Consider the following 24,379-nt stretch of genomic DNA (forward strand, 5'->3'; position numbering starts at 1 on the left):
ATATTTATTTAACACAAATAAGTGTCTTTAACTATGAGCCAGTTCCCTTAAAGCACAAACAGATCGCAAGTGAGGCAGGCGTATATCTGCATTTGTCAGCACGCGACAGACCATAAACAGACCACCCACATAAGGGGCAAGCATTTCTTTGCGACCGACAAAAAGAAACCTCTATATTTGCGTGTTTGACAAAAATATAGTACCTTTGCACACCATATTATTATATATAGACAGGAAGTATGAATATCGAGACACTGATAAGTCAAGCCGCAGGCCAGGCCGTCAAGGCACTCTACGGCATGGAGGCAAGCGAAAAGATGTTGCAGCTGCAGAAGACACGCAGCGAGTTTGAGGGTAACCTGACACTGGTTGTTTTCCCCTTTGTGAAAGCAGCCAAGAAATCACCTGAGCAGACAGCCCAAGAGATTGGACAGTATCTGGTTGACAACTGTTCGGCCGTTGAGAAGTTCAACGTCGTAAAGGGCTTCTTGAACCTGAGCATCGGCGAGGGCGCATGGCTGCAACTGCTGCAAGCCATCGACGGCGATGACCACTTTGGCATGAAGCAAGCCGACGAGAATGCTCCCTTGGTTATGATTGAATATTCTTCACCCAACACCAACAAGCCCCTCCACTTGGGTCACGTGCGCAACAACCTGCTGGGTTGGTCGCTGGCTCAGATCATGGAGGCCAACGGCAACAAGGTGGTGAAGACCAACATTGTCAACGACCGCGGTATTCATATCTGTAAGTCAATGCTCGCATGGTTGAAATATGGCAATGGCGAGACTCCCGAGTCGTCTGGCAAGAAGGGCGACCACCTCATCGGCGACTACTACGTGGCTTTCGACAAGCACTACCGCGAAGAGGTTAAAGATCTCGTGGCTAAGGGCATGGACGAAGAGAAAGCCAAGCAGGAAGCGCCCCTCATCAAGGAGGCTCACGAGATGCTGGTGAAATGGGAGAACAACGACCCTGAGGTTCGTGCACTGTGGGAGAAGATGAACAACTGGGTATATGCCGGTTTCGACGAGACTTACAAGAAAATGGGTGTTGGTTTTGACAAGATCTACTATGAGTCGCAAACCTACCTCAAGGGCAAGGCTAAGGTCGAAGAAGGACTCGCCAAAGGACTCTTCGAGCGCCACGAGGACAACTCCGTATGGGCTGACCTGACCAACGAGGGACTGGACCAGAAGCTGCTGCTCCGCTCCGACGGCACCAGCGTCTATATGACACAGGACATCGGTACGGCCGAGATGCGCTTCCAGGATTTCCCCATCGACAAAATGATCTACGTGGTAGGCAACGAGCAGAACTATCACTTCCAGGTGCTCTCTATCCTGCTCGACCGTCTCGGCTTCAAGTGGGGCAAGGAACTGGTACACTTCTCTTACGGCATGGTGGAACTACCCAACGGAAAGATGAAGAGCCGCGAGGGTACGGTGGTTGATGCCGACGACCTGATGCAGCTGATGGTGGATGATGCCTACAAGACCTCTATGGAACTGGGCAAGTTCGACGATATGACCGAGGAGGAGCGCCGCGAGATTGCCCGCATCGTGGGTATGGGCGCTTTGAAGTACTTCATCCTGAAGGTTGACGCCCGTAAAAACATGTTGTTCAACCCCGAGGAGAGTATTGACTTCAACGGCAACACCGGGCCTTTCATCCAATATACATACGCTCGTATCCGCAGCATTCTGCGTAAGGCAGAGGCTGAAGGCTTAAAGCCAGCATGTGCTGCCGCACAACTGGCAGAGAAGGAGGTTGAGCTCATCCAGAAGATGTCTGAGTTTGGCGCTGCCGTAGAGCAGGCTGGCAAGGACTACAGCCCCTCTGGCATTGCCAACTACTGCTACGAGCTGACCAAGGTCTTCAACCAGTTCTACCATGACTTCTCTATCCTCAACGAGCCCGATGAACAGAAAAAAGCCGTACGCTTGATGCTGGCCAAGAACGTTGCTAAGATCATCAAGAACGGCATGAGTCTGCTGGGTATTGAAGTTCCTGAAAGAATGTAACCTTCCCCCTCCTCCAAATAGGGGGAGGGGCTAAATAACGCCAAAGACCTATGAAAAAAATTATTCTTGCAACAGTTGCAGCCATATTTACAACAATAGCTGCAAATGCGCAGTATGGCCATGGTACATGGTCCATACAACCCAAGATTGGTATTGGAGCAGCCTCTATCACTAACATGGAGCAAATGAAGATAGAAGGCACAAACATATCGAATGAACTTTCGCCTGCAGCCTCATTAGGCGCTGAATTTGAATATCAAGATAACAAACGTTTCAGCATAGCCATCGGGGCGGAATTCGCCATGCAAGGTTGTGCATGGGAAAAGTATCGAATGAACGGTACAAAATACACAGATATCAGAATGGAGTTGACCTATCTGAATGTACCCATTGTAGCCAACTTTTACGCTGCTCCTGGTCTTGCTCTGAAAGCAGGTTTTCAGTTTGGTGTTCTTACTAATGCCGATTTCATCATGTCTGCCGAAGGTGAAAACAATGGATATGAAACGACTGTAGAAACAAGAACTAATTTAAAAAAGGATTTTGAGGACTTCGATATCTCTATTCCTATTGGCATCTCCTACGAGTTCAAAAACCACATTATCATCGATGCTCGCTATAAGTTGGGTTTAACAGACATCACCAAGAACAACGACCTCGATTCTCAGACCAACAAGAACTCTGTATTTACGCTGACCGTTGGCTATAAGTTCGACCTTTAGATACCTACTTCACACATGAACATTCTATCGCAGAACCCTCCCGACTATAGACACGACACCGTACTGCCCTTACCCATGGAGGTAAAGGCAGACGCGTGGGCTGTGGACGCGGCCTGTAGCGGTAATCCCGGTCCTATGGAATATCAATGCATCGACTTACAGACAGGTGCACAGGTGTTTCACTACGGCCCCGTCAAAGGCACGAACAACATCGGAGAGTTTCTAGCCATCGTTCACGCTTTGGCACTCTGCTGGCAGAAGGGGCTTCACGACAAGACCATCTATAGCGACAGCAACAATGCCATCTTATGGGTGAAAAAGCGTCAATGCAAGACCAAACTGGAGCGCACCCCCGAAACGGAGCCGCTCTATCAAGTTATCCTACGTGCCGAAAACTGGCTGCGAACGCACAACTACCGTAATCCTATCGTGAAATGGGAAACCAAGAAATGGGGTGAGGTGCCAGCTGATTTCGGCAGAAAATAAGTTTCTATCTTAACAAGGAAAATAGTAATGGTGGGACTGTACCGCTTTTTGTACTGGACATACCGTTAATCTCTGTGATGCTTTGACATGCACAAGAAACTATGGCTCAAGCGAAAAATCATAGGGGTAATCCTTTATCTTTTTGTTATTTCAGTAAAGGCTCTGCAGATTCTTTAGACAGAAATTAATTAAAATAGAAATCAGATAGAAAAAGGACAGAATTACCCTCTCCCTCGGGAGAGTCGTGGTGGCGTTGTTCATGGTCGGGACAGGAACGGTTTCGCACTGTCATAGTTCTGCTTTCGTCTTGTTATAGTTTCACTTTTGCGTTGTAATAGCTTTACTTTTGATGTCCGTCTAGCCCCTAGATGTGGCGTGTCCAGCCCCTGTAACGGGTCGTTTTAGCCCCTGGATGCGGTCGTTCTAAGGGCTGGATGTAGAGCAGCCAGGGGCTAGACCAGAAATGATAGCTTCGGTTTTAGACTTCAGAAACGCCTCTTCTAGACTTTAGAACACGTGCTTTTAGACTTTAAAAACGGCCCTCTCCAGACTCTGGAAATACCAATTCAAGACTCTGGGAGCATTGCGAAACCTACGCAATTGCAACTGAGCCGAAACTATTTAATGTAGTTCACGATGATGTTTTCACCATATACTTGTCGGGAAATCACCTTTATATTGGCTGGCAGCTGAGGAGCACGTGTACCTCCAGAAACGGTGAGCGCAGTATTCGTTTCCACTCTTATCTCATCCCACAAGCCCTGTGTCAAAAAAGACTCAAGCGTCTTTCGTCCACCCTCAACAATCAACGACTGTATTTTATGAGCGTGCAATACCTCGAGGTTCAACGGATGTTGGTGATCAATGACCAGACGTTTGGGGTTGTTGCCTTGCCACTGTCGCACCGTCAGCTGGGGATGTTCGCGCTCATTGGTCACACGCCCCACCAGAATAGCATCTTCTTCGGCCCTCAGCTTATGCGAGAGCATCTGCGTGAAAGGCGTTGAAATAGCCAATGCCTTACCGTCGTCATCAATAAATCCATTGGCTGTCTGAGCCCACTTTAATATAATGTACGGGCGCGAGAGGCGATGAAAAGTGAAGAAGCGGCGATTCAACGCCTTGCACTCTTCCTCAAGCACGCCCACGGTGACCTCTATGCCGGCATCTCTCAGCTTTTTAATGCCTCTGCCCTGCACCTCGGCAAACTCGTCTATACAGCCAACCACCACACGCTTCACACCTTTCTTTATAATCAGGTCGGCACATGGAGGCGTCTTGCCATAATGTGAACAAGGTTCCAGCGACACATACATCGTGGCCTCGCTCAACAGTGGTTCATCCTCTGGTCGCACAGAGGCAAAAGCATTCACCTCAGCATGGCCCTGTCCGCAACGCACGTGATAGCCCTCGCCAAGGATTCTCCAACTCTCCCTCCCTTTTTGGGGTGCCGGCGGAAGGCTTATCACAGCTCCCACCATCGGGTTGGGTTTTGCGTTCTGCCGTCCGTTCTGCGCCAATTGCAGGCATCGACGCATATATTTCTCGTCTGTTGTCATCGTCTGTCAAGTCATTTTAAGTTGCTGCAAAGTTACGATTATTATTTCATTTCAGCAATATGAATTAGAATTTTGGCCATTATTTTTAAAAATCTGGCCAAAATTCAAAACAATCCATACAACAGAGAAGGCCGTCTTAGCCTTCTGTGCATTTTTATTAACAATCTTTTGCTCGTTTCAAAAACATTGTTTATCTTTGCAAAGTCCTTCCCATTGAAACGGACTCCCAATAAGGGCTGAAACCGGAAATGGGGGTGGGGCATTTTTATAAAAAGGTGTCGTCCTCTTAGACGGGCACGGCAACCCGCACTTTTTTGTATCAGTGCCTAAAACAAACAACTAACCTAATTAACAATTGCCATAGGGTTGCAGGCTGCAATATTCTAAAACTATTCTATTATGAAAAAAAGTGTTTTTAACCTGATGACCTTTCTTATGGCATTAACCCTGTGTTTCTCGTTTTCATCTTGTAAAGACGACAGCAACGATGCTGATGACGACCTAATCTACGGCACGTGGCAAAGCATGCGAGTGAGAGGTAATAACGACACCAGCGAAACACTGCGGCTGCCGGAAAAGGGTGAAGGCTCATGGAGCACTTTCGATGAAACAAGGTCATTCAAATTCTCCTTCAGCAACAACAAACTTAATATGACCTTCAAGGAGGGCGACATAACCTACACCGTGACCTACAAAGTAGAACTTCTGACCAACATCTCACTGAACATCATTGAATACGGCTATTCTGACGAAGACCACCGCTACAGGTTCTCAAGGAAATAAGAAGCCCTTGCCACTAACTTAAAACAACAGAATTATGAGACACTATATCGCAAGAATAATATTCGTCCTTCTGACTATCCCCATATCGATTCCCATGCAAGCACAAGATGCCATGGAAAAAGCGAAGGCATTATACAACAGAGCGGAAAAAACTTCTTTAGCAAGTGACTACGACAAGGCTATCATAGCCCTACAAAAAGCCATGGACGAAGGATTTGGACAGGCAGCCTATATTCTTGGCAAACTTTATATGTTTGGTTATCAAACAACTGGCAATTTTGTCAAGGCAGATGATTTGAAAGCGATACAAATGTTTGAAAAAGCATTAGAACTGGGATTTGATTCGGGCCATTTAGAACTAGGACGTTACTATATGTATGGTTGGGGTACAGACGTTAATCCAGAAAAAGCAGTCTATCATTTTAAAGCAGATAACAGTACAGAAGGAGCCTATTATTTAGCCTACTGCTATTGGGCAGGATTTGGTGTAGAGAAAAATGTAATGAAAGCTTTTGAGGAAGTAAGAGTGAACTACGACGAAATGGGAAAATTCTACGATCCAAATGTAAAATTAATGGTTGCATCATTTTTAGAAAATTCATCTTATCATGATGAGTTCTATAACAGGCACTACGCTGGCGATGCACAAGCAGAAAGAGGATATACTATTTCACGCATACACAATTATTTAGCAGCCTGCTGTATATGGTCAAGGATTAACAGTCCATTTTTCGTTCTTAAAGCTCTCAGGTACATGTATGTCAATGAGTGGCTATCCGTAGGAGCAGATAAAAGTAATTCTAGCGTTAACTATCAAGAGATCGCAAAAAAAGCATTAAAAATGAAAGGCTTCACAGAAAAAGAATCTGGAGAAATTCTATATATCTTGGCATACCTTAGAGAAAAAGAAGTAGATGGGCAAAACAATTATTACAATAGAGAAAGCCTTGTTAATGCCGAATATCTAACAAAATCAGCAGAATTTGGCTATGCGCCTGCAATGGAAAAATTGGCGAAATGGTATGAAACTGGCTATACTGTCTCTAAAAATCTAGTTAAGGCCAACCAATGGAAAGAAAAAGCTGAAGCACTCAGTAATGAGATGGAAGCTGAAGTTGAAAAATTTGACAGTTGCACGTTCTTACGCATATATCGCGAAGTGGACGAAAAGGCAACCTGTCCGACTTTGCAAGAATATATTGATAGTTTTGAAAAACCAATAGATAAGGACGGAAATCCAATAAAAGGTAATGTTGTTATACGCTTTGCCGTTGATAAAAAGGGGAAAGCTAAAGATCTTAGGATTATCAGTTCTGACAACCCAGTATTAACAAGGTTTGCAACAACCGAAATCGAAAACCTGCCTAAATTTAATCCTGCGAAACGAAAAGACAAAGAGGTAGCCTCATTGCTTCAATGGAATTTAGAGTATTAGCTAATAGAGACCGACAAAACAGGCATTATCGTTAAATATTCTTGATAATTATTAACTAAAAAATATGAAAAAGAACCTATTTTTAATTGCCATTACTTCGATAGGGTTAATGGCATGTGGTGGTAAGCAACAGCCAGCAGAGAATCTAGATGCTGCAGCAGACACAACAGTTGTAGAAGAAGCTATTATAGAAGAGACTGTGAGCCCTGACTACGTGATGCTGAATCTAAAGGGCAAGGTGAAGAGTTATGAGCTTTCGAGCACCAACAATGGCCATTATTGGGACTTCGTAGGCGAAAAAGTAGAATTCGACGAAAATGGTTTAATTATTAAAGTTAATGACCAAAAAGCCAAACTCGAAAGAAACGACAAAGGTCAAATAACAAAGTACACATGGAAAGAACAAATGGAAGAAGACTATTGGGAAGACGCAAACTACATGTACAGTTACGACGAAAAAGGCCAAGTAACGGAAATTGAGTATCATGGCTGCTATGCCGACTATAATTCCACCTTCGAAAGAAATGAGAATGGGGATGTTATCAAAAGAATCAATAAATCACTGACACAAAGAAACGAAACGAACAAATACCAATATACAGAATTCGACGAGCATGGCAACTGGACAAAATGCAAGTCAGATGGTACTATTACCCGCAAAATCACCTACTGGGAGTAAATATGCCCCTTTATTCGCACGGAAGCCTGAGAACAGACTTCCGTGCGTTTTTTATGACATTTTCTTGCTCGTTTCAAGAATAATGTTTATCTTTGCAAAGTCTTTCTCATTGAAACGCATGGCTATCAGAAAGCGAAAATGGGGAGAGCATTTTTATAAAAAGGTGTCGTCCTCTTAGACGGGCACGGCAACCCGCACTTTTTTGTATCAGTGCCTAGAACAAAAAAACTAACCTAATTAACAACTGCCATAGGGTTGCAGGCAGCAATATTACGTTATGAAAAATATCAAACTTATTTGGCAGATTATGGCCGTAGTTACTTTGTGTACCTGTTTCACAGGATGTGGCGATGACGATGAAGACAAGGAAGGCATTGCTTTTTTCACAGATATTTATGGCGCATGGTATCTCGAAGAATATGAAACATGGAATGGAATTCAGCACTACTGCTACGAAGTATGGGTATTCAGAGAAGATGGCACATATACTCACTATGATTGTGTTGAAGAAGACGACCATAGTTATCATACTTTTACAACTGAAAATTCTTTTTCTTACGATAGTTCAAAAAAAATTTTGTCAATCACAGACAGGAAAGATGGCAAGCTCGATTTTGAAGTCAAGTATCATAATGATAAAATAGAACTTATAGCTATTGGGGATTTGAATGACTGGGAATTTCCTCTCATGACACACTACAATGGTCAATTACCTCCTCCAGAAGGCAAATTATTTGAAAACAACAACCAGAATAACAACGATGACCAGAACGATGACGAGCAGGAAACACTTACCACCATTGACGGCTTTAAATTCGTTGACTTGGGTCTCAGCGTAAAATGGGCTGCAAGCAACCTGAATGGATATTACCAATATGGCAACCCATCAGCCAACGACTTCAAGACGGAATATGGCCTGCCTACAACTGAAATTGGTGGTACGAGCGACGACCCTGCATATGCCAACATGAGCAACAAGTGGAGACTGCCAACCCGTACAGAGATGCAAGAGCTTGTAAACAATTGCACATGGGAATATACCTATGACAACGGTTCGGGATTTCGCGTAACAGGCCCGAACGGAAATAGTATCTTCCTCACCTGCGAGGGAGCCTATCCTTTGGGCAATGAGAGCAGCCTACTCTACTACGGCTATCAGTGTTGGCTGATGACCAGCACACTTGATAATAGCGGAAACAAGCGTCCCTACATCCTGAAAGCCAGCTATATCAACAGCTACACATCACCAACAGTCACCATCACCACCAATGAGGCCTATCGCATCAGCGGTATGTCTGTACGTGGTGTGAGCATAGCCGACCCTGACGTAAGAAACAAATAAATTGACAGAACATGAAAAAAGTATCATCATTTTTCGCTACACTCCTGGCCATCGCAGGGATAGGGGCACTCCTATCCTCCTGCGGCAAGCAAAAGGATGTAGAAGGGGAACACCGCACCCATGTAGCTGTACAACTAGAAGATTATGGTCCATGGAGCATTGTTGATATAAACGGACAGATTGTAGCACGCGATGCATATCCTAGAGAGGCTATGATCTCTGACGTGTATGATGGCGTTTATTGGGTAAAATATGATGAAGGAGTATTCGTGCTCTATAATGTCAACGAACCCGACAAGCCGCTGTGCGATACCTGTATTGCTGCTACAGAATTTGCTACAGGCAGAGCAATTGTAAGCATGAAGGGGAAGCCGCTACAGGTCATTGACACAAAAGGCCAGGTGGTGGCAACGCTTCCGGAAAGCTACGTTAAAGTATCGGCATTTAATAACGAAGGAGTTGCTCGATATCTGACGGATTTCGCAGATATTAATGGAACATTGGATCGCGACGGTAAAGAAATATACGAAGAGACATTGTTCAATATTTTGCCTAATAGCCTTGGTGATGGTGCCATGATTCTCAGTAATGGAAATATTGTCGATTATGACGGTGACGAACTTGGCTATATCGATACGGACGATTACAAAATTGAGTATGAAAGCGAGGCGCGTTTCAGCGATGGACTACTAGGACTTATCAAACGTGAAGACATTGGGGTTAATGTAGCATACATCAACAAAAAAGGAAATGAGCAGTTTACTGTTGAAGGATTTAGCCCCACAGTTTTTCACGATGGCTATGCAGTATATAATACCGTTAACGGGGCTAAAGTCATAGACAAGCAAGGAAATGTCTTGATTGAAACACACGATGTGCACGATCAGATTATTTATCTATCCCAAGGAAAGTTCTTAAAATACGAAGATGAAAATTGCTCTATTATCGACAACAAAGGGAATGAGCTATGTAAATTGGATGATGTTAGAGACGTATACAATGCTACATTGCTGAGTGGGGATCGTTTCCTTCTATACGGAGGAGGCTATCGGATATACGATATGCAGGGTAAACGTATTGGAGATACTCCATTCGCTAAAATCAGCGAGTCACCATGTTACAAGACTATTGACTATATCAACCCTGACGATCTAGCAAGTTATGTTTCTGCGGAACTCAGTTCTATTTCCATTGCTGTGGACGTGGATTCTTTGATGAAAAAGGCAGATATGAACATGAAAACCGCAACAAACAGAAACGGTATCAGTATTAAGTCCAAAAAATTCGGCATGCCGCTATCCATAGGTTATAGCTACAACGGGAAAATAGCACAAAGCCTCACTCACAAAGAACGACGCGGAGGATATATTTATACCGTTACAGACGGATACAGTTTGACTGGCGCTCTACTCAAATCTTTCACATTGTCATTTGAGTTAGGCGACGTAGATCATCCCTGCACCGTAGATGGATATGGGCTTGTAAATGCCATTAAGAAGAAATTGAAGGACACTGGATATGAAGAATTGGACAACGGAATATTCTATACAGAAGGAGCTGACCCCATAAACAGTTACGGCAAATTACTAAAAGGAGTTACTGTAGATGTATCATGTCCAAATCGTGTTACCTATCTAACGATAAAGTGTAGAATAGCATTCGAATAAAAATTTGATGAACAAAAGGGAACTGGACCGAACTGTCTGAAGACGGGGAAGTCTCAACCCGCGAACTGACCTACTGGGAATAGATCCTCATCCATATAACAACTCTCGCACGGAAGCCTGCCCTCAGCCTTCCGTGCGATTTCGTTGCTAATCCTTGTCTGTTCCAAGAAAAAGCCTTAACTTTGCAGAAGAAATTAAAAATCAACGTGTCGATATCTCGAGATAACGATATATCGAGATAACGACACATCAAAAAAAAGAAGAATGGAAATAACTAGATTCGGATTCTACTGGCTTGACACATGGGTGCTTGCTAACGTGATTCAATTGGCGACCCAGGATTTTTGCATGGCCTATCTGAATCAGCATAACGACCCCTGCGGACGACAATACGACCAGATGACGATGGCGGCACGCTCGGCCCCTGCAAACATTGCCGAAGGCAGTTCGCGCCACGCCACCTCGAAAGAGACAGAGATGAAGCTCACGGATGTGGCTCGTGCCACGCTGGCCGAACTGGCTAACGACTATCTGAACTGGTTACTTCGTCAAGAGAGCATCCCCTGGTCTATGCAGTCGGCAGACTATCAGGCTGTCAGCAGCATCCACCTAGACCGTCCTGAATATAAAGATGACATCCTGCACAAAAGCAGCATTCATATTCTGACTCAGAAGCATAAGTTCGACAAATGGCTGAAGAGTGGCGATTCGCTAACGGCTGCCAACTGCCTGCTTGTGCTATGCAACCGTCTGATTCAGATGATTAGTCGTCAGATAGAACGTCAGTTAGAGACATTCAAAGTTGAGGGTGGCTTTACCGAAGGCCTCACAGCAGAGCGACTTGCCTTTAGGGCGCAGCAAAGTGTTCAGGCAGGCGCGCCGACCTGTCCTCTTTGCGGAAAGCCAATGATCAAGCGCGTGGCCAAGAAAGGCACCAACTCCGGCAAGGAATTCTGGAGCTGCAGCGCCTATCCGACGTGCAACGGAACAAGAAGAATTAGTTAAAGGCCAAAATCTCGAAATATCGGAATATCGTTGTCTCGATATATCGATATATCGAGACAACGAAATAACGACACAACAAAAAAAATGACCTACGAAGAATTCTGGAAACCACTGACGGCCGTTTACGAGGCTGGCGAGGCAAAGGCCATCGCCCGCATGGTGATGGAGGTGCGCTTCGGACTCTCCATGACAGACATCATCTGCGGTAAGACTGGCGATGAGGACGAGATGCTGACCTTACGACAGCGCCTGCTGACGGGCGAGCCCGTACAGTACGTGCTGGGGCAGGCAGACTTCGGCGGCAGAACTTTCCACGTGGAGCCGGGCGTGCTGATACCACGACCGGAGACCTACGAGCTGTGCCAGTGGAGCCTCCCCCCGACCCCCTCCAAATGGAAGGGGCACATTCTTGACATCGGCACAGGCAGCGGCTGTATAGCCTGCACACTGGCAGCAGAGATTCCTAATGCAGAGGTGACAGCATGGGACATCTCGGATGAAGCCCTACGCATAGCCGCAGAGAACGCCAAACGTACCAATGTTCACGTGTCGTTCGAGAAGGTGGATATACTAAATCCCCCCCTCCTTTACAGGGAGGGGCTGGGGGTGGGTCTTGATATCATCGTCAGCAACCCCCCTTATATATGTAATAAGGAACGCGCGGAGATGGAGCGCAACGTGCTGGAGCATGAGCCAGAATTGGCACTCTTCGTGCCCGACGACAATCCTTTGTTGTTCTATCGCGCCATTGCACGCTTTGCCCAACAGGCACTTCTGCCCGACGGATGCCTATACTTTGAAATCAACCCAATATATGTCAACGACATGAAACAGATGCTCTGCGACGAAGGATTTAAGCATACTGAGGTCAGAAACGACCAATATAACAAACAGAGATTCACAAAATCATGGCGATAAAAAAAGAAATGACCGGTCAGCAGGCCTACCTAAAGCTAACGGCCCTCTGTGCCCGCAGCGAGCACTGTCAGCAGGAGATGCTTGACAAAATGCGCCAATGGGGCGTGTCAGAAGAAGAGCGGGCACAGGTGATGCAACGACTTGTAAACGAACGCTATGTAGATGACGAACGCTTTACGCGAGCCTTCGTCAACGACAAGATACGCTACAACAAATGGGGGCGCCGCAAAGTGGAACAGGCCTTATGGATGAAACGCATAGACGAACACATTGCCAGGGCTATACTCGACGAAGTGGATGACGAGGAGTACACCGCCACCCTGACGCCTATGCTCAAGCAGAAGCGCCGCACGACGAAGGCTAACAGCGACTACGAACTCAACATGAAACTCATCAAGTTCGCCCTGTCTCGCGGATTCACCATGGACATTATCAAACAATGCCTTGACGTAGAAGATGAGAGCGAGTTTTTGGACTGACCTGTTAGACTTCATAGCCCCACGCACTTGCGCTATCTGCGGCCGCTGGCTGTCATCAAGAGAAGAGTGCATTTGCATCAGCTGTATCTGCGACATACCTTTTGCATCCTACCATCTTCATCCTTTAGACAACCCCATGGCCCGCCTCTTCTGGGGCCTATTTCCCGTAGAAAAGGTGGCGGCCCTGTTCTTTTATCAACCACGAACACAACCCTATCACCTGATTCACGACCTGAAATACCACTATGCACCCGAGATTGGACAGTACCTGGGGCGGCTGATGGTCAAGCGCATGCAGCCACACGGATTCTTCGACGACATTGATGCCATTATCCCCATGCCTATCACCTGGCTCAGACGCATACACCGTGGTTACAACCAAAGCGAGGAAATAGCTAAAGGAATACACGAACTCACCGGCATACCCATCTACAACAACGTGGTGAAGCGCCATAGGTTCAAGCACAGTCAGACAAAACTGAGCATTCGGCAGCGCCGAGAGAACGTGCGAGATGCATTCCATCTGAATAAAAGCGAAAAGGTACGAGGCAAGCACGTGCTGCTCATCGACGATGTCATCACCACAGGTTCCACCATCACAGCTTGTGCCGAGGAACTGACAAAGGCAGGAGACATACGCATCAGCGTGCTTTCCATAGGTCTTACGAAATAGAGAATAAATAAAAATCTCATTCATAATTGATTCGTTTTCAATTAAATTATGTACCTTTGCACGCAAAACTAAATAGAACACCATGGATATCAAAAAACAATTCGCCCAGAAACTGATGGACATTCAAGCCATCAAGTTGCAACCCAACGACCCATTCACATGGGCAAGTGGATGGAAATCGCCTATTTATACAGACAACCGCAAGACCCTCTCGTTCCCACAACTGCGTTCTTTCGTCAAGTTGGAGCTATGTCATGCTATTCAGGAGAACTTTCCCGAAGCCGAGGCTGTAGCAGGCGTTGCTACAGGTGCTATTGCGCAAGGCGCTTTGGTTGCCGACCAGCTTGGTCTTCCATATAGTTATGTTCGTCCGAAGCCCAAAGATCATGGCATGGGCAACCAAGTAGAAGGCGAGATTAAGAAAGGTGCCAAAGTGGTAGTGGTTGAAGACCTGATTTCCACTGGTGGCAGTTCGCTAAAAGCCGTTGCTGCCCTGCGCGAATATGGTGTAGAAGTGATTGGCATGGTGGCATCGTTCACCTATGGTTTCCCCGTAGCAGAAGAAGCATTCCGTGAGGCTGGCGTCAAGCTCATCACACTGAGCAACTACGATGCAGTGCTGGAGCAGGCTGCCGAGACTGGCTACATCAAGGAAGAAGACAAAGCCGTACTGGCAGAGTGGAGAAAGAACCCCAGTGAGTGGAAGAAATAAGTAGATATGTCAAAATTTGAAAGTAGCGTCAAGCAAATACCATACTCGCAAGAGGCGGTCTATAACCTCATCAGCGACCTGAGTAACCTGGAGCGCGTACGTGACCGTGTGCCCGAAGATAAGATTAAGGACTTCTCGTTCGACAAAGACTCGGTGACGGTGAATGCGCCCATGGTTGGTAGCATCACGTTGCAGATTGTGGAGCGCGACGAGCCCAAATGTGTGAAGTTCGAAAGCGTGCAGTCGCCCATGCCTTTCAATCTATGGATTCAAGTGCTGCCCGTCAGCGAAACAACATCAAAGATGAAGGTCACCGTCAAGGCCGACATTCCCTTCATGCTGAAAGCGATGGTAAGTGGACCTCTGCAGGATGGTGTTGAGAAGATTGCCGATGCACTGGCAATGGTACCCTATGTATAATCAAGGCGTTATCGCAAAATAGCGTCATCACGAAATAGCGAAGAAAGACAATGGCACAAAAGCTTTGGGAGAAAGACTTTGAGATCAACAGTGAGATTGAACGTTTCACCGTGGGTCGCGATCGTGAGATGGATCTATATCTGGCACCTTACGATGTACTGGGCTCGATGGCTCACATCACCATGCTTGAGAGCATCGGACTGTTGGAAAAAGACGAGCTGCCAGTACTGTTGGCTGAACTGAAAAACATCTACGAACAGGCCCAGCGCGGTGAGTTCAAAATTGAAGACGGCGTTGAAGACGTCCACTCTCAGGTGGAGCTGATGCTCACCCGCAAATTGGGCGATATAGGTAAGAAGATTCACTCAGGACGCTCACGCAACGATCAGGTGCTGGTGGACCTTAAACTCTTCACCCGTCACCAGCTGCAGTTGGTGGCAGAAGCCGTCAAAGACCTATTCGACCAGCTCATCGCTAAGAGCAACCAGTACAAGAATGTGCTGATGCCTGGCTACACGCACCTACAGGTGGCCATGCCTTCTTCGTTTGGTCTTTGGTTCGGTGCTTATGCCGAGAGTCTTGCCGATGATATGTTGTTTCTGCAAGCGGCCTACAAGATGACCAACCGCAACCCTTTAGGTTCGGCTGCAGGCTATGGTTCTTCTTTCCCATTGAACCGACAGATGACCACTGACCTACTGGGCTTCGACTCGATGGACTACAACGTCGTTTATGCACAGATGGGACGCGGCAAGATGGAACGCAACGTGGGTTTTGCTATCGCAACCATCGCAGGCACCATGGCCAAGTTGGCTTTCGACGCCTGCATGTTCAACTGTCAGAACTTTGGGTTTGTGAAACTGCCCAAGGAATGTACCACGGGCTCAAGCATCATGCCACACAAGAAGAACCCCGACGTCTTCGAACTGATCCGTTCAAAGTCGAACAAGCTGCAGAGCTTGCCACAGCAAATCACACTGATGATGAACAATCTGCCTGTAGGTTATTTCCGCGATCTGCAAATCATCAAAGAGGTGTTCCTGCCTGCCTTTGACGAACTGCTCGACTGCCTGCGCATGACAGCTTACATTATCAACCGCATTGAAGTAAACGATCATATTCTCGACGACCCACGTTATGACCCAATGTTCTCGGTCGAAGAGGTCAACCGCCTGGCTGCCGAAGGCATGCCTTTCCGCGATGCCTACAAAAAAGTGGGACTTGACATTGAAGCTGGCAAGTTCACACCCTGCAAAGATATCCACCACACCCACGAAGGCAGCATCGGCAATCTGATGAACGACCAGATCTGCCAACTGATGCAACAAGTGCTGGATGGATTCGGTTTTGAACGAGTGACTAAAGCCGAGGCACAACTTCTTAGCTCATGCAAAGACTGAAACTTTTCATTATAAGCTTGTTATACCTACTATGCGCCTGTGAAGAAGAGCCACAGTACAGTAACACCTACTGTAACTTCCTATTTCAGGCATCCCTTTTCCCCAGTAGTGCCCTGACCCTGTCAGTCAGTGGTGCAGGCGGCGATTTCTGCATCGTGAAAGCCGTAAAGGAGAATGGGGTTTTTCATCTGAAATGCACCCCCAATCAAGGTTCATACAACAAGACAGACCTTGACCTGATAATGAATACAGCCATCGGCAACGAACTGCTGAACTATGATGCCATGGGGCACAAGCGCGGACTCGTCATCGGCCGCACCTACGAAGGTATTCTATGCGCCTACGATTTGCAATGTCCCAACTGCGACTTCAATTCAGAACTGGTGTGGGGAGCAAAATCCTATCAGTTAAAATGCAACAAATGCCAACGCGTGTACAATATATATAGTAACTATAGCTATATAGAGACAGGAAATAAAGGAAGGCCTTTAGAACAATACAAACGCGTGACCTACGATAGGAATCAAGGCATACTTAAAGTACTCAATCCCTGAAAAAGTGTGAAAACATTTGGTATTTCCGAATATAAAATGTACCTTTGCACCGATTTTATAGAAATCGACATATTTATTGTAAAAAAGGCTGCCGCGATGGTGGAATGGTAGACACGAGGGACTTAAAATCCCTTGGCCAGAAATGGCTGTGCGGGTTCGAGTCCCGCTCGCGGCACAAATGAAGGATTCGAGGTCCTCATCGAATCCTTTAACCTTTTAAAGGAGACACATCAAAACTTAACATCAAAACATAAACAAAGAATATGAATAATAAAGGAACTATTTTATTGTCAGCCGTTGCTGTAGCAGTGCTGACATCATGTTCAGGAAAACTTGGCGCGCTTTCTGCCGACAATTTCAGTGTAACACCAAATCCTTTGGAGACACAGGCTGGTGAGGTCAATGCGACCATCAACGGTATGTTCCCCGAGAAATACATGAAGAAAAAAGCTGTCGTTACCGTTACACCTCAGCTGCGTTTCCAGACCGTGAACGGTGTAAAACAGGTAGCTGGCGAGAGCGCCACCTTCCAGGGTGAGAAAGTGTTGGGCAACGACCAGACCATCTCATACCGTGTGGGCGGACGCTATGCCATGAAGAGCACCTTCGCCTATCAGCCCGAAATGCAGCAGAGCGAGCTGTACCTCACCTTCGACGCAAAGGTTGGCAAGAAAACGGTCAAAGTGCCCGAAGTTAAGGTTGCCAATGGTGTAATCGCCACTTCTGAGCTTTACAAGCGTGCGCTCACCTCTGCACAGGCTGCTGTAGCTCAGGATGCTTTCCAGCGCATCATCAAGAAGAAACAAGAAGCAAACATTAAATTCCTCATCGGACAGGCACAATTGCGCAAGAGCGAGCTTCAGAACAATTCTGTACAGGAGTTCGTACGCTTGCTGAGCACAATTGTTAAAGACCAGGAAGGTATGCTCCTCGATGGTGTTGAGGTATCTGCCTATGCTTCTCCCGACGGTGGTTTCCAGATCAACGAGCGTTTGGCAGGCAAGCGTCAGGACGTCACTGAGAAATATCTCAAGAAAGAAATGAAGAAAGCAAAGATGGATGCTACCGTTGACACCAAATACACTGCAGAAGACTGGGACGGTTTCCAGGAATTGGTAGCTGCCAGCGATATTCAGGACAAAGACGTGATTCTGCGCGTTCTTTCAATGTATCAGGATCCCGAAGAGCGCGAGCAGCAGATCAAGAACATCTCTTCTGCTTTCCGTGAGCTGGCTGACGGCATTCTGCCTCAGTTGCGCCGTGCTCGTCTGACTGTCAACTACGAACTGATTGGTCGTGACGACGAGCAGATTCAGGAGCAGTTCAAGAGCGATGCCACCAAGCTGAGCATCGAGGAGTTGCTCTATGGTGCTACACTCGACGAAGAGAACCCCGCTACTGCTGAGGCATATTATAAGAAGGCTGTAGAGCTCTACCCCGAAGATGCGCGTGCATACAACAACTTGGCTGTTCTGGCCTATGCAAAGGGCAACGACAACGAGGCTCGTCAGTGGGTAGCAAAAGCTCAGAAGAAGAACAGCAACCTGGCTGAGGCAAACGCTAACATGGGTCTGCTGGCACTGAAGCAGGGCGACATGCTGAATGCAGAGAGCTACATTGCAAAGGCATCAAGTGCAAATGGTCTTGCAGAGGTAATGGGTAACCTGCATCTGGCACAGGGCAAATATGCACAAGCTGAGCAGGACTTCGGAAGTCTGAAGACAAACTCTGCTGCTCTGGCACAGATTTTGAACAAGAACTATCAGGCTGCTGCTAACACACTGAAGGGTGTTAAGAACGCAGATGCCACCACCCTCTACCTTGCCGCTATCCTCAATGCCCGCACAGGCAACAATGCAGAGGCAGCACAAGCTTTGCAGAAAGCTATTGCTAAAGATCCCACATTGGCAGAATATGCTGCAAAGGATCTCGAACTCGTAAATATCAAGAAATGACGACCAGAAACTGGTTGGTAATAACAATCATCGGTTGCCTACTCGCTGCTTGCGGCGGGTCAGGCAACCGTTTTCGCCTTGAAGGACAATTCAAAAATCTGAATCAAGGTGAGTTCTATCTTTATAATCTTGAGCGAGGCACAAAAGACACAATCAAGGTCAACGATGGCCGATTCGTGTATGACATTTATCTGAACGACACCATCACCTATGCCTTGCTCTTTCCCAACTATTCAGAGTTGCCCATCTTTGCCATGCCAGGTGCTACCGTAAAAATGGATGGCGACGTTTCCCATTTGAAAGAAACGAAGATATTGGGAACTCCCGACAACAAGGAGATGACAGACTTCCGACTACGTGTCAACGACATGACACCACCAGAAGTCAAGCAACACGCGCAACATTTTATTGAAGAGAATCCTGCATCACCACTAAGCGTATATATATTGCGCCGCTTTTTTATTCAGGACATCAACCCTGACTACGCTCTCTGCGCACGCATGGCTGAAGCCATTACAAAAGCACAACCAGGGCATATAGAGATGCAGCAACTCAGTCGGCAACTGAACACTCTACGCAATGCTGTCTCAAAAGGTAAATTGCCTCATTTCACCGCCATTGACACAAAAGGACGTACTGCCACTCATCAGCAACTTCAAAGCACAGTCAACGTAGTCATTGCATGGGCAGCATGGAGCTATGAATCACAAAACATGCTTCACCAAATGCAACGGTTACAGAAAGAATACGGCAACGACCTTGCGATAGTGTCGGTCTGTCTTGATGCCACGAAAGAAGAAGGACGCTATGCACTGGACCGAGACAGTATCAATTGGTCAAACATCTGCGATGGCAATATGTGGGACTCACCCCTTGTTATGACCTTGGGAATCACCTCTGTTCCAGGCAACATCATTGCTGACAAGCAAGGCAACATCATTGCCCGAAACCTACCAGCTTCGGAACTGGAAGAGAAAATCAGAGCCATGATAGAATAACCCCAAAAACAATCAACCAAAAACAACCTATGCTCGTCAAAACCTATTGCGCAGCCGTCAATGGACTTGAAGCAACAACCGTAACAAATGAAGTAAACATCGTACGTGGTGTTAACATCCACATCTCTGGTCTTGCAGATACCGCCGTACGCGAGAGTATTGACCGTATTCGTGCGGCGCTCAACAATTCTGGCTTTCGTTTTCCCAATGCTGACATTACGATAAACATGGCACCTGCTGATATCAAAAAGGAAGGCAGTAGCTATGACTTGCCATTGGCTATTGGCATTCTGGCAGCCGACAATAAGATAGAATGTAGCCAATTGGAACATTACATGATGGTGGGAGAGCTGGGACTCGATGGCAGATTGAACCCCATTCGCGGTGCACTCCCCATAGCCATCAAAGCTCGTGCTGATAAATACAAAGGACTCATTGTTCCCAGTCAGAACGTACGCGAAGCTGCCGTAGTCAACAATCTAGATGTTTATGGTATGGACTCGCTGATTGACGTGGCCAACTTTTTTAACGGCTCTTCCATCTATAAACCACTGAAGGTGGACACACGTAAAGAATTCTACGAGCAACAGAATCATTTTGAATATGATTTTAGTGATGTTCGCGGACAAGAAAGTGTGAAGCGAGCCCTTGAAATAGCTGCTGCAGGGGGACACAACCTCATAATGATAGGTCCTCCTGGATCAGGAAAATCAATGATGGCCAAGCGCTTGCCAAGTATTCTGCCACCGCTGTCTCTTTCTGAGAGTCTTGAGACTACCCAGATTCATAGTATTGCTGGCAAGCTGCCGCGAGACACCAGCCTCATCAGTCAACGTCCTTTTCGCGCTCCTCATCACACCATCTCGCAAGTGGCCCTCGTTGGTGGCGGTCAGAATCCTCAACCGGGCGAAATCTCACTTGCCCATAATGGTGTGTTATTCCTAGACGAGATGCCAGAACTCTCGAGAACAGTGCTCGAAGTTCTACGGCAACCACTGGAAGACCGCAGGATCACCATTAGTCGCGCAAAGTATAATGTTGACTATCCCTGTTCGTTCATGCTCATTGCATCTATGAATCCCTGCCCATGCGGTTACTACGGCGACCCGCTCCACAAGTGTGTTTGCACGCCAGGGCAAATTCAGCGCTACATGAACAAAATCAGCGGTCCCCTATTAGACCGCATCGACATCCACTGCGAGATACAGGCCGTACCCTTTGCCCAGCTCTCGCAGATGCAGCCCGGCGAACCGTCGTCCGCCATCCGCGAGCGAGTCATCCGTGCCCGCAACATCCAGACTGAGCGCTTCAGCTCCCTCCCTACAGGGGAGGGCGGGGGGAGGGGCCGCCCTCACTGCAACGCCCAGATGACCGAGCGCATGCTCCACGAGTTCGCCGATCCCGACGCTGCCTCGCTCGACATGCTGCGCATGGCCATGGAGCGCTTAAAACTGAGTGCCCGCGCCTACAGCCGTATCCTCAAGGTGGCTCGCACCATCGCCGACCTCGCCGGCAGCGAGAAGGTGCAGTCCATGCACATCGCCGAAGCCATCGGCTACCGGAATCTCGATAGAGGCGACTGGGCAGAAAGAGGATAATAATATTAAGATACAATATGAAATCAGATAGGATCGCTTGGGTAGATATGCTGAGAGGATTCTGCATAATCTCCATTCTATGGTTTCACACCGAAATGTATTATGCCGGTGAAGACATCATTCCTTATGCTCTATATGTTGAAGACGTACTGGCCGTGTTCTTTTTCCTTTCCGGATATGTGATGCACAATGTGGAAAAAGACGATTATAAGAGGATGCAAAGGAGTGTGTTTCGCTGGCTTTTTGTGCCTTATGTCGTATTCACGTCTCTGTTGGCCCTACCAAAAGCCTTGGCACATAACTCCTTTGATGGCTTTTGGCCCATTATCGTGGATATCCTTACCGGACACGCATCGTGGTTCGTGAGTTCACTGATTGTTGCCAAGCTTTTCTACATAAGTCTTATATTTTTCTTTAAACCTTCTTCAAGACTCCTATCAGTCAGTGGCGCTGCTGCATTTCTCCTGTCTGCCCTGATAGGTAATAACGAATCACCATGGCACTATAAATCCGATATATGGTGTATTAATGAAGCCTTTTTGGGTTTTTCTTTGATGACAGCAGGCATGCTTTTCAGACGTTATGAAGACATTATTGTGAAGCGTCTTTACAGCCTGTCTGGCTATCTGCTACTGCTCTTTTTAGTGCTAATCACAAAATACCTCATCCTGACATTGAACATGCAGATGGTGTTTGGCCCCATCATCGTATCAAACTACCCGCTGTTCCTACTTAATTTAGCAGTTTGTGTATTGCTGATTGTAGGTGTCTTTATGAGGTTGCCCAACAACAACTTGTTGGAGTGGGTGGGGCGACATTCCATCGTCTATTACTTTTTCTGTGGTGGCTGTCCCTTGCTCATTAGCATTGGTCTTAACCACTTAGGATTCGATTACAAATGCTATGCACAAATGCCATTAGTGTGGGGCTTGGTTTTCGCATTCTCGTCCCTGCTAGTCGCTTTAGTTAATCGTTATACTAATATAGTTCGTCGGGCTTGATTTCTTATTTCTGAAATTTGGCAGCTTGGTAAAATAATGGCACATTTGCATCCAATGAATATAATAGAAAGAAATCTCGTGGAACTGATTGTATCTTGATTAAAATTCAATATAGATAACAAATTATTATAAGGTTGAAATTAACAAGGCTCAAGCGAAAATCATAGGGGTAATCCTTTATTTGCGCTTTTTGTTATTTCAGTAGAGGGCTCAGCAGATTCTTTAGGCAGAAAGAAGGGTGTAGCCCCAAGTGATTATATGTGAATTGGAGCGTCATATTAGAAGAAGGTATGACAACGTGAAATCAGATGAAACTCTTTGAAGAGAAGAAAGAAAATACTGAATATTCTATTGTTCTTTTAAAGATTATTATTATCTTTGCGCCAACTTACCATTGTTATATATTATTAAGATGAAAGCAATCAGCACATCAAAGGCTCCTGGAGCCATCGGCCCTTATAGTCAGGCCATTAAAATAGGAAATCTCATTTACACTTCAGGACAACTCCCCTTGAACCCTGCCACAGGTGCCTTTCCTGAAGGTGGCATCAAAGAACAGACACAACAGTCTCTGAGCAACATCAAAGCCATTCTGGAAGAAGCAGGTACGACGATGAATAACGTGGTAAAGACCACCGTATTCTTGGCAGACATGAACGACTTTGCTGCCATGAACGAAGTCTATGCTCAGTTCTTTAGCGCCCCCTTCCCCGCCCGCTCGGCCGTTGCAGTAAAGACATTGCCCAAGAACGCACTGGTAGAGATAGAGGTGGTGGCAACCGAATAAAGAGTTGCAATGCAGTGGACTGACAGAATCAGGCAAGTAAAGATATGGTTGGTGGCGGCAGCAATCATCATTGCCGTTACTTCACTATTGGTGTCACACCTATTGGTGCGCGACCTTCAGAAAGAAGAACAACGCAAGATGGATGTGTGGGCACAAGCCATGAATTTTGTCAACCAAGCAGACGAAACCACAGACCTGTCACTGGCCACAGCTGTGATAGAAGGCAACAACACCATCCCCGTCATCGTGCTGAGTGCCGAAGGCGAGGTCATGGACTATCGCAACATTGACGATGATGTGGACGTGAAGAAATATGCCCTGCGCATGAAGGCCGCAGGCGACACTATCCGCATCGAAGTCTTCGACACCTATCAATTGGTGTGCTACGATGAGTCAACCATGCTAAAGCGACTTACCCAGTATCCCTATTGGGCACTGGGCATCGTCATGATTTTTGTGGTAGTCGCCATCTTCGCATTGTTATCCTCTAAACGAGCAGAACAAAACAAAGTGTGGGTGGGACTCTCGAAAGAGACTGCCCATCAGCTTGGTACACCTATCTCCAGCCTGATGGCATGGGTTGAAATACTGAAAGATAACTATCCTCAAGACGAACTGATACCCGAACTTGAAAACGACGTAAAACGCTTGGAACGAATCGCCGAACGTTTCTCGAAAATAGGTTCACAGCCCGAACCTGTTGATGAATCCATGAACAATCTGCTGGACCGCGTGATTGTATATATGAACAAGCGCACCTCTCAGAAGGTCGTCATCAAAGGACACTATCCCAACCACGATGTGGTGGTGAAGATGAATGCGTCGCTCTTCGAATGGGTAGTGGAGAACCTCTGCAAGAACGCTGTTGACGCCATGGAAGGAGGTAATGGGAGAATAGACCTGTGGCTGCTGGAAGAAGACGATATTGTGGCCATAGAAATTGCCGACACAGGAAAAGGTATTAAGAAGAAAGACATTAAGAACGTATTCCGACCCGGCTTTACAACCAAGCAACGTGGATGGGGATTAGGTCTTTCTTTGGCTAAAAGAATTGTCGAACAATATCATCACGGTCACATCTATGTCAAAGATTCAGAGGTAGGTAGAGGCACGACCTTCCGCATTGAGATGCGAAAAAAAACACAATAAAATATTCGTAATTGAAAAAAAGTTTGTAACTTT

Annotated in this window: 23 protein-coding genes and 1 tRNA gene; 23 read left to right on the plus strand and 1 reads right to left on the minus strand. The window is 46.5% G+C overall.

The window, feature by feature from the left end:
* Positions 1–239: 239 nt before the first annotated feature.
* Genes argS through L6472_RS10975 form a run of 3 tightly spaced genes read left to right on the plus strand, consistent with a single transcriptional unit; the run spans position 240 to position 3,232 of the window.
* Positions 240–2,024 carry an arginine--tRNA ligase gene (argS, locus tag L6472_RS10965; protein WP_237805046.1) on the plus strand — a complete coding sequence of 595 codons (1,785 nt, stop codon included), beginning with the start codon at positions 240–242 and terminating at the stop codon, positions 2,022–2,024.
* A 50-nt stretch (positions 2,025–2,074) separates the two neighbouring features.
* Positions 2,075–2,746 (plus strand): porin family protein, encoded by a 672-nt coding sequence (locus tag L6472_RS10970; RefSeq protein ID WP_237805048.1) that lies wholly within the window; start codon positions 2,075–2,077, stop codon positions 2,744–2,746.
* A gap of 15 nt (positions 2,747–2,761) precedes the next feature.
* A complete protein-coding gene (locus L6472_RS10975; protein ID WP_237805050.1) occupies positions 2,762–3,232 on the plus strand; it encodes an RNase H family protein in 471 nt (156 codons plus the stop codon).
* A 617-nt stretch (positions 3,233–3,849) separates the two neighbouring features.
* On the opposite strand, the gene ribD is transcribed toward L6472_RS10975, so the two are convergent.
* Complete coding sequence (gene ribD / locus L6472_RS10980) at positions 3,850–4,791, minus strand: bifunctional diaminohydroxyphosphoribosylaminopyrimidine deaminase/5-amino-6-(5-phosphoribosylamino)uracil reductase RibD (RefSeq protein WP_237805052.1); 942 nt, start codon at positions 4,789–4,791, stop codon at positions 3,850–3,852.
* 399 nt (positions 4,792–5,190) lie between these two features.
* Here ribD and L6472_RS10985 point away from each other — a divergent pair, with 399 nt between their 5' ends.
* From L6472_RS10985 to L6472_RS11080, 20 genes are all read left to right on the plus strand, one after another.
* Positions 5,191–5,574 carry a hypothetical protein gene (locus tag L6472_RS10985; protein WP_237805054.1) on the plus strand — a complete coding sequence of 128 codons (384 nt, stop codon included), beginning with the start codon at positions 5,191–5,193 and terminating at the stop codon, positions 5,572–5,574.
* Positions 5,575–5,608: 34 nt separating this feature from the next.
* The gene (locus L6472_RS10990; RefSeq protein WP_237805056.1) at positions 5,609–7,009 is read left to right on the plus strand and encodes an energy transducer TonB; all 1,401 of its coding nucleotides are present in this window, start codon (positions 5,609–5,611) and stop codon (positions 7,007–7,009) included.
* A gap of 64 nt (positions 7,010–7,073) precedes the next feature.
* A complete protein-coding gene (locus tag L6472_RS10995; RefSeq protein ID WP_237805058.1) occupies positions 7,074–7,688 on the plus strand; it encodes a hypothetical protein in 615 nt (204 codons plus the stop codon).
* A 277-nt stretch (positions 7,689–7,965) separates the two neighbouring features.
* On the plus strand, positions 7,966–9,030 hold the full coding sequence (locus L6472_RS11000; RefSeq protein WP_237805060.1) for a hypothetical protein: 1,065 nt from the start codon (positions 7,966–7,968) through the stop codon (positions 9,028–9,030).
* A gap of 11 nt (positions 9,031–9,041) precedes the next feature.
* Positions 9,042–10,697 (plus strand): hypothetical protein, encoded by a 1,656-nt coding sequence (locus L6472_RS11005; protein WP_237805062.1) that lies wholly within the window; start codon positions 9,042–9,044, stop codon positions 10,695–10,697.
* A 264-nt stretch (positions 10,698–10,961) separates the two neighbouring features.
* Positions 10,962–11,702, plus strand: coding sequence for a four helix bundle suffix domain-containing protein (locus L6472_RS11010; protein WP_237805064.1), 741 nt, complete (start codon positions 10,962–10,964; stop codon positions 11,700–11,702).
* Positions 11,703–11,786: 84 nt separating this feature from the next.
* Positions 11,787–12,620: a peptide chain release factor N(5)-glutamine methyltransferase gene (gene prmC / locus L6472_RS11015; protein WP_237805066.1), complete on the plus strand. Its 834-nt coding sequence runs from the start codon at positions 11,787–11,789 to the stop codon at positions 12,618–12,620.
* A complete protein-coding gene (locus L6472_RS11020) occupies positions 12,611–13,099 on the plus strand; it encodes a regulatory protein RecX (RefSeq protein ID WP_237805068.1) in 489 nt (162 codons plus the stop codon). The genes prmC and L6472_RS11020 overlap by 10 nt, the downstream gene beginning before the upstream one ends.
* Positions 13,077–13,772, plus strand: coding sequence for a ComF family protein (locus tag L6472_RS11025; RefSeq protein WP_237805069.1), 696 nt, complete (start codon positions 13,077–13,079; stop codon positions 13,770–13,772). The genes L6472_RS11020 and L6472_RS11025 overlap by 23 nt, the downstream gene beginning before the upstream one ends.
* Positions 13,773–13,854: 82 nt before the next feature.
* Positions 13,855–14,484, plus strand: a complete 630-nt coding sequence (gene pyrE, locus L6472_RS11030; protein ID WP_237805072.1) for an orotate phosphoribosyltransferase — start codon at positions 13,855–13,857, stop codon at positions 14,482–14,484.
* Between the two features lie 6 nt (positions 14,485–14,490).
* Positions 14,491–14,904 (plus strand): SRPBCC family protein, encoded by a 414-nt coding sequence (locus tag L6472_RS11035; RefSeq protein WP_237805074.1) that lies wholly within the window; start codon positions 14,491–14,493, stop codon positions 14,902–14,904.
* Positions 14,905–14,954: 50 nt separating this feature from the next.
* Positions 14,955–16,304, plus strand: coding sequence for an argininosuccinate lyase (gene argH, locus L6472_RS11040; protein WP_237805076.1), 1,350 nt, complete (start codon positions 14,955–14,957; stop codon positions 16,302–16,304).
* 17 nt (positions 16,305–16,321) lie between these two features.
* Positions 16,322–16,858, plus strand: coding sequence for a hypothetical protein (locus L6472_RS11045; protein WP_237805078.1), 537 nt, complete (start codon positions 16,322–16,324; stop codon positions 16,856–16,858).
* Positions 16,859–16,948: 90 nt separating this feature from the next.
* Positions 16,949–17,033: transfer RNA gene (locus tag L6472_RS11050), tRNA-Leu, on the plus strand.
* An 88-nt stretch (positions 17,034–17,121) separates the two neighbouring features.
* Complete coding sequence (locus tag L6472_RS11055) at positions 17,122–18,813, plus strand: tetratricopeptide repeat protein (protein ID WP_237805080.1); 1,692 nt, start codon at positions 17,122–17,124, stop codon at positions 18,811–18,813.
* Positions 18,810–19,811 carry a DUF4369 domain-containing protein gene (locus tag L6472_RS11060; RefSeq protein ID WP_237805082.1) on the plus strand — a complete coding sequence of 334 codons (1,002 nt, stop codon included), beginning with the start codon at positions 18,810–18,812 and terminating at the stop codon, positions 19,809–19,811. The genes L6472_RS11055 and L6472_RS11060 overlap by 4 nt, the downstream gene beginning before the upstream one ends.
* Positions 19,812–19,840: 29 nt before the next feature.
* Entirely contained in the window at positions 19,841–21,409 is a 1,569-nt protein-coding gene (locus tag L6472_RS11065; RefSeq protein ID WP_237805084.1) for a YifB family Mg chelatase-like AAA ATPase, read from the plus strand.
* A gap of 17 nt (positions 21,410–21,426) precedes the next feature.
* Entirely contained in the window at positions 21,427–22,410 is a 984-nt protein-coding gene (locus L6472_RS11070; RefSeq protein ID WP_237805086.1) for an acyltransferase family protein, read from the plus strand.
* 412 nt (positions 22,411–22,822) lie between these two features.
* Positions 22,823–23,197 carry a RidA family protein gene (locus L6472_RS11075; protein ID WP_237805088.1) on the plus strand — a complete coding sequence of 125 codons (375 nt, stop codon included), beginning with the start codon at positions 22,823–22,825 and terminating at the stop codon, positions 23,195–23,197.
* A 9-nt stretch (positions 23,198–23,206) separates the two neighbouring features.
* Entirely contained in the window at positions 23,207–24,346 is a 1,140-nt protein-coding gene (locus tag L6472_RS11080) for a HAMP domain-containing sensor histidine kinase (protein ID WP_237805090.1), read from the plus strand.
* The last annotated feature ends 33 nt before the right edge of the window (positions 24,347–24,379 follow it).

Origin of the sequence: Prevotella sp. E13-17 (genome assembly GCF_022024035.1) — a bacterium.
Lineage (GTDB): Bacteria > Bacteroidota > Bacteroidia > Bacteroidales > Bacteroidaceae > Prevotella.

Excerpts from the sequence above, each read along its gene's own strand:
- argS (WP_237805046.1), top strand. The coding sequence starts at position 240 with ATGAATATCGAGACACTGATAAGTCAAGCCGCAGGCCAGGCCGTCAAG.
- L6472_RS10970 (WP_237805048.1), top strand. The coding sequence starts at position 2,075 with ATGAAAAAAATTATTCTTGCAACAGTTGCAGCCATATTTACAACAATA.
- L6472_RS10975 (WP_237805050.1), top strand. The coding sequence starts at position 2,762 with ATGAACATTCTATCGCAGAACCCTCCCGACTATAGACACGACACCGTA.
- ribD (WP_237805052.1), bottom strand. The coding sequence starts at position 4,791 with ATGACAACAGACGAGAAATATATGCGTCGATGCCTGCAATTGGCGCAG.
- L6472_RS10985 (WP_237805054.1), top strand. The coding sequence starts at position 5,191 with ATGAAAAAAAGTGTTTTTAACCTGATGACCTTTCTTATGGCATTAACC.
- L6472_RS10990 (WP_237805056.1), top strand. The coding sequence starts at position 5,609 with ATGAGACACTATATCGCAAGAATAATATTCGTCCTTCTGACTATCCCC.
- L6472_RS10995 (WP_237805058.1), top strand. The coding sequence starts at position 7,074 with ATGAAAAAGAACCTATTTTTAATTGCCATTACTTCGATAGGGTTAATG.
- L6472_RS11000 (WP_237805060.1), top strand. The coding sequence starts at position 7,966 with ATGAAAAATATCAAACTTATTTGGCAGATTATGGCCGTAGTTACTTTG.
- L6472_RS11005 (WP_237805062.1), top strand. The coding sequence starts at position 9,042 with ATGAAAAAAGTATCATCATTTTTCGCTACACTCCTGGCCATCGCAGGG.
- L6472_RS11010 (WP_237805064.1), top strand. The coding sequence starts at position 10,962 with ATGGAAATAACTAGATTCGGATTCTACTGGCTTGACACATGGGTGCTT.
- prmC (WP_237805066.1), top strand. The coding sequence starts at position 11,787 with ATGACCTACGAAGAATTCTGGAAACCACTGACGGCCGTTTACGAGGCT.
- L6472_RS11020 (WP_237805068.1), top strand. The coding sequence starts at position 12,611 with ATGGCGATAAAAAAAGAAATGACCGGTCAGCAGGCCTACCTAAAGCTA.
- L6472_RS11025 (WP_237805069.1), top strand. The coding sequence starts at position 13,077 with ATGAGAGCGAGTTTTTGGACTGACCTGTTAGACTTCATAGCCCCACGC.
- pyrE (WP_237805072.1), top strand. The coding sequence starts at position 13,855 with ATGGATATCAAAAAACAATTCGCCCAGAAACTGATGGACATTCAAGCC.
- L6472_RS11035 (WP_237805074.1), top strand. The coding sequence starts at position 14,491 with ATGTCAAAATTTGAAAGTAGCGTCAAGCAAATACCATACTCGCAAGAG.
- argH (WP_237805076.1), top strand. The coding sequence starts at position 14,955 with ATGGCACAAAAGCTTTGGGAGAAAGACTTTGAGATCAACAGTGAGATT.
- L6472_RS11055 (WP_237805080.1), top strand. The coding sequence starts at position 17,122 with ATGAATAATAAAGGAACTATTTTATTGTCAGCCGTTGCTGTAGCAGTG.
- L6472_RS11060 (WP_237805082.1), top strand. The coding sequence starts at position 18,810 with ATGACGACCAGAAACTGGTTGGTAATAACAATCATCGGTTGCCTACTC.
- L6472_RS11065 (WP_237805084.1), top strand. The coding sequence starts at position 19,841 with ATGCTCGTCAAAACCTATTGCGCAGCCGTCAATGGACTTGAAGCAACA.
- L6472_RS11070 (WP_237805086.1), top strand. The coding sequence starts at position 21,427 with ATGAAATCAGATAGGATCGCTTGGGTAGATATGCTGAGAGGATTCTGC.
- L6472_RS11075 (WP_237805088.1), top strand. The coding sequence starts at position 22,823 with ATGAAAGCAATCAGCACATCAAAGGCTCCTGGAGCCATCGGCCCTTAT.
- L6472_RS11080 (WP_237805090.1), top strand. The coding sequence starts at position 23,207 with ATGCAGTGGACTGACAGAATCAGGCAAGTAAAGATATGGTTGGTGGCG.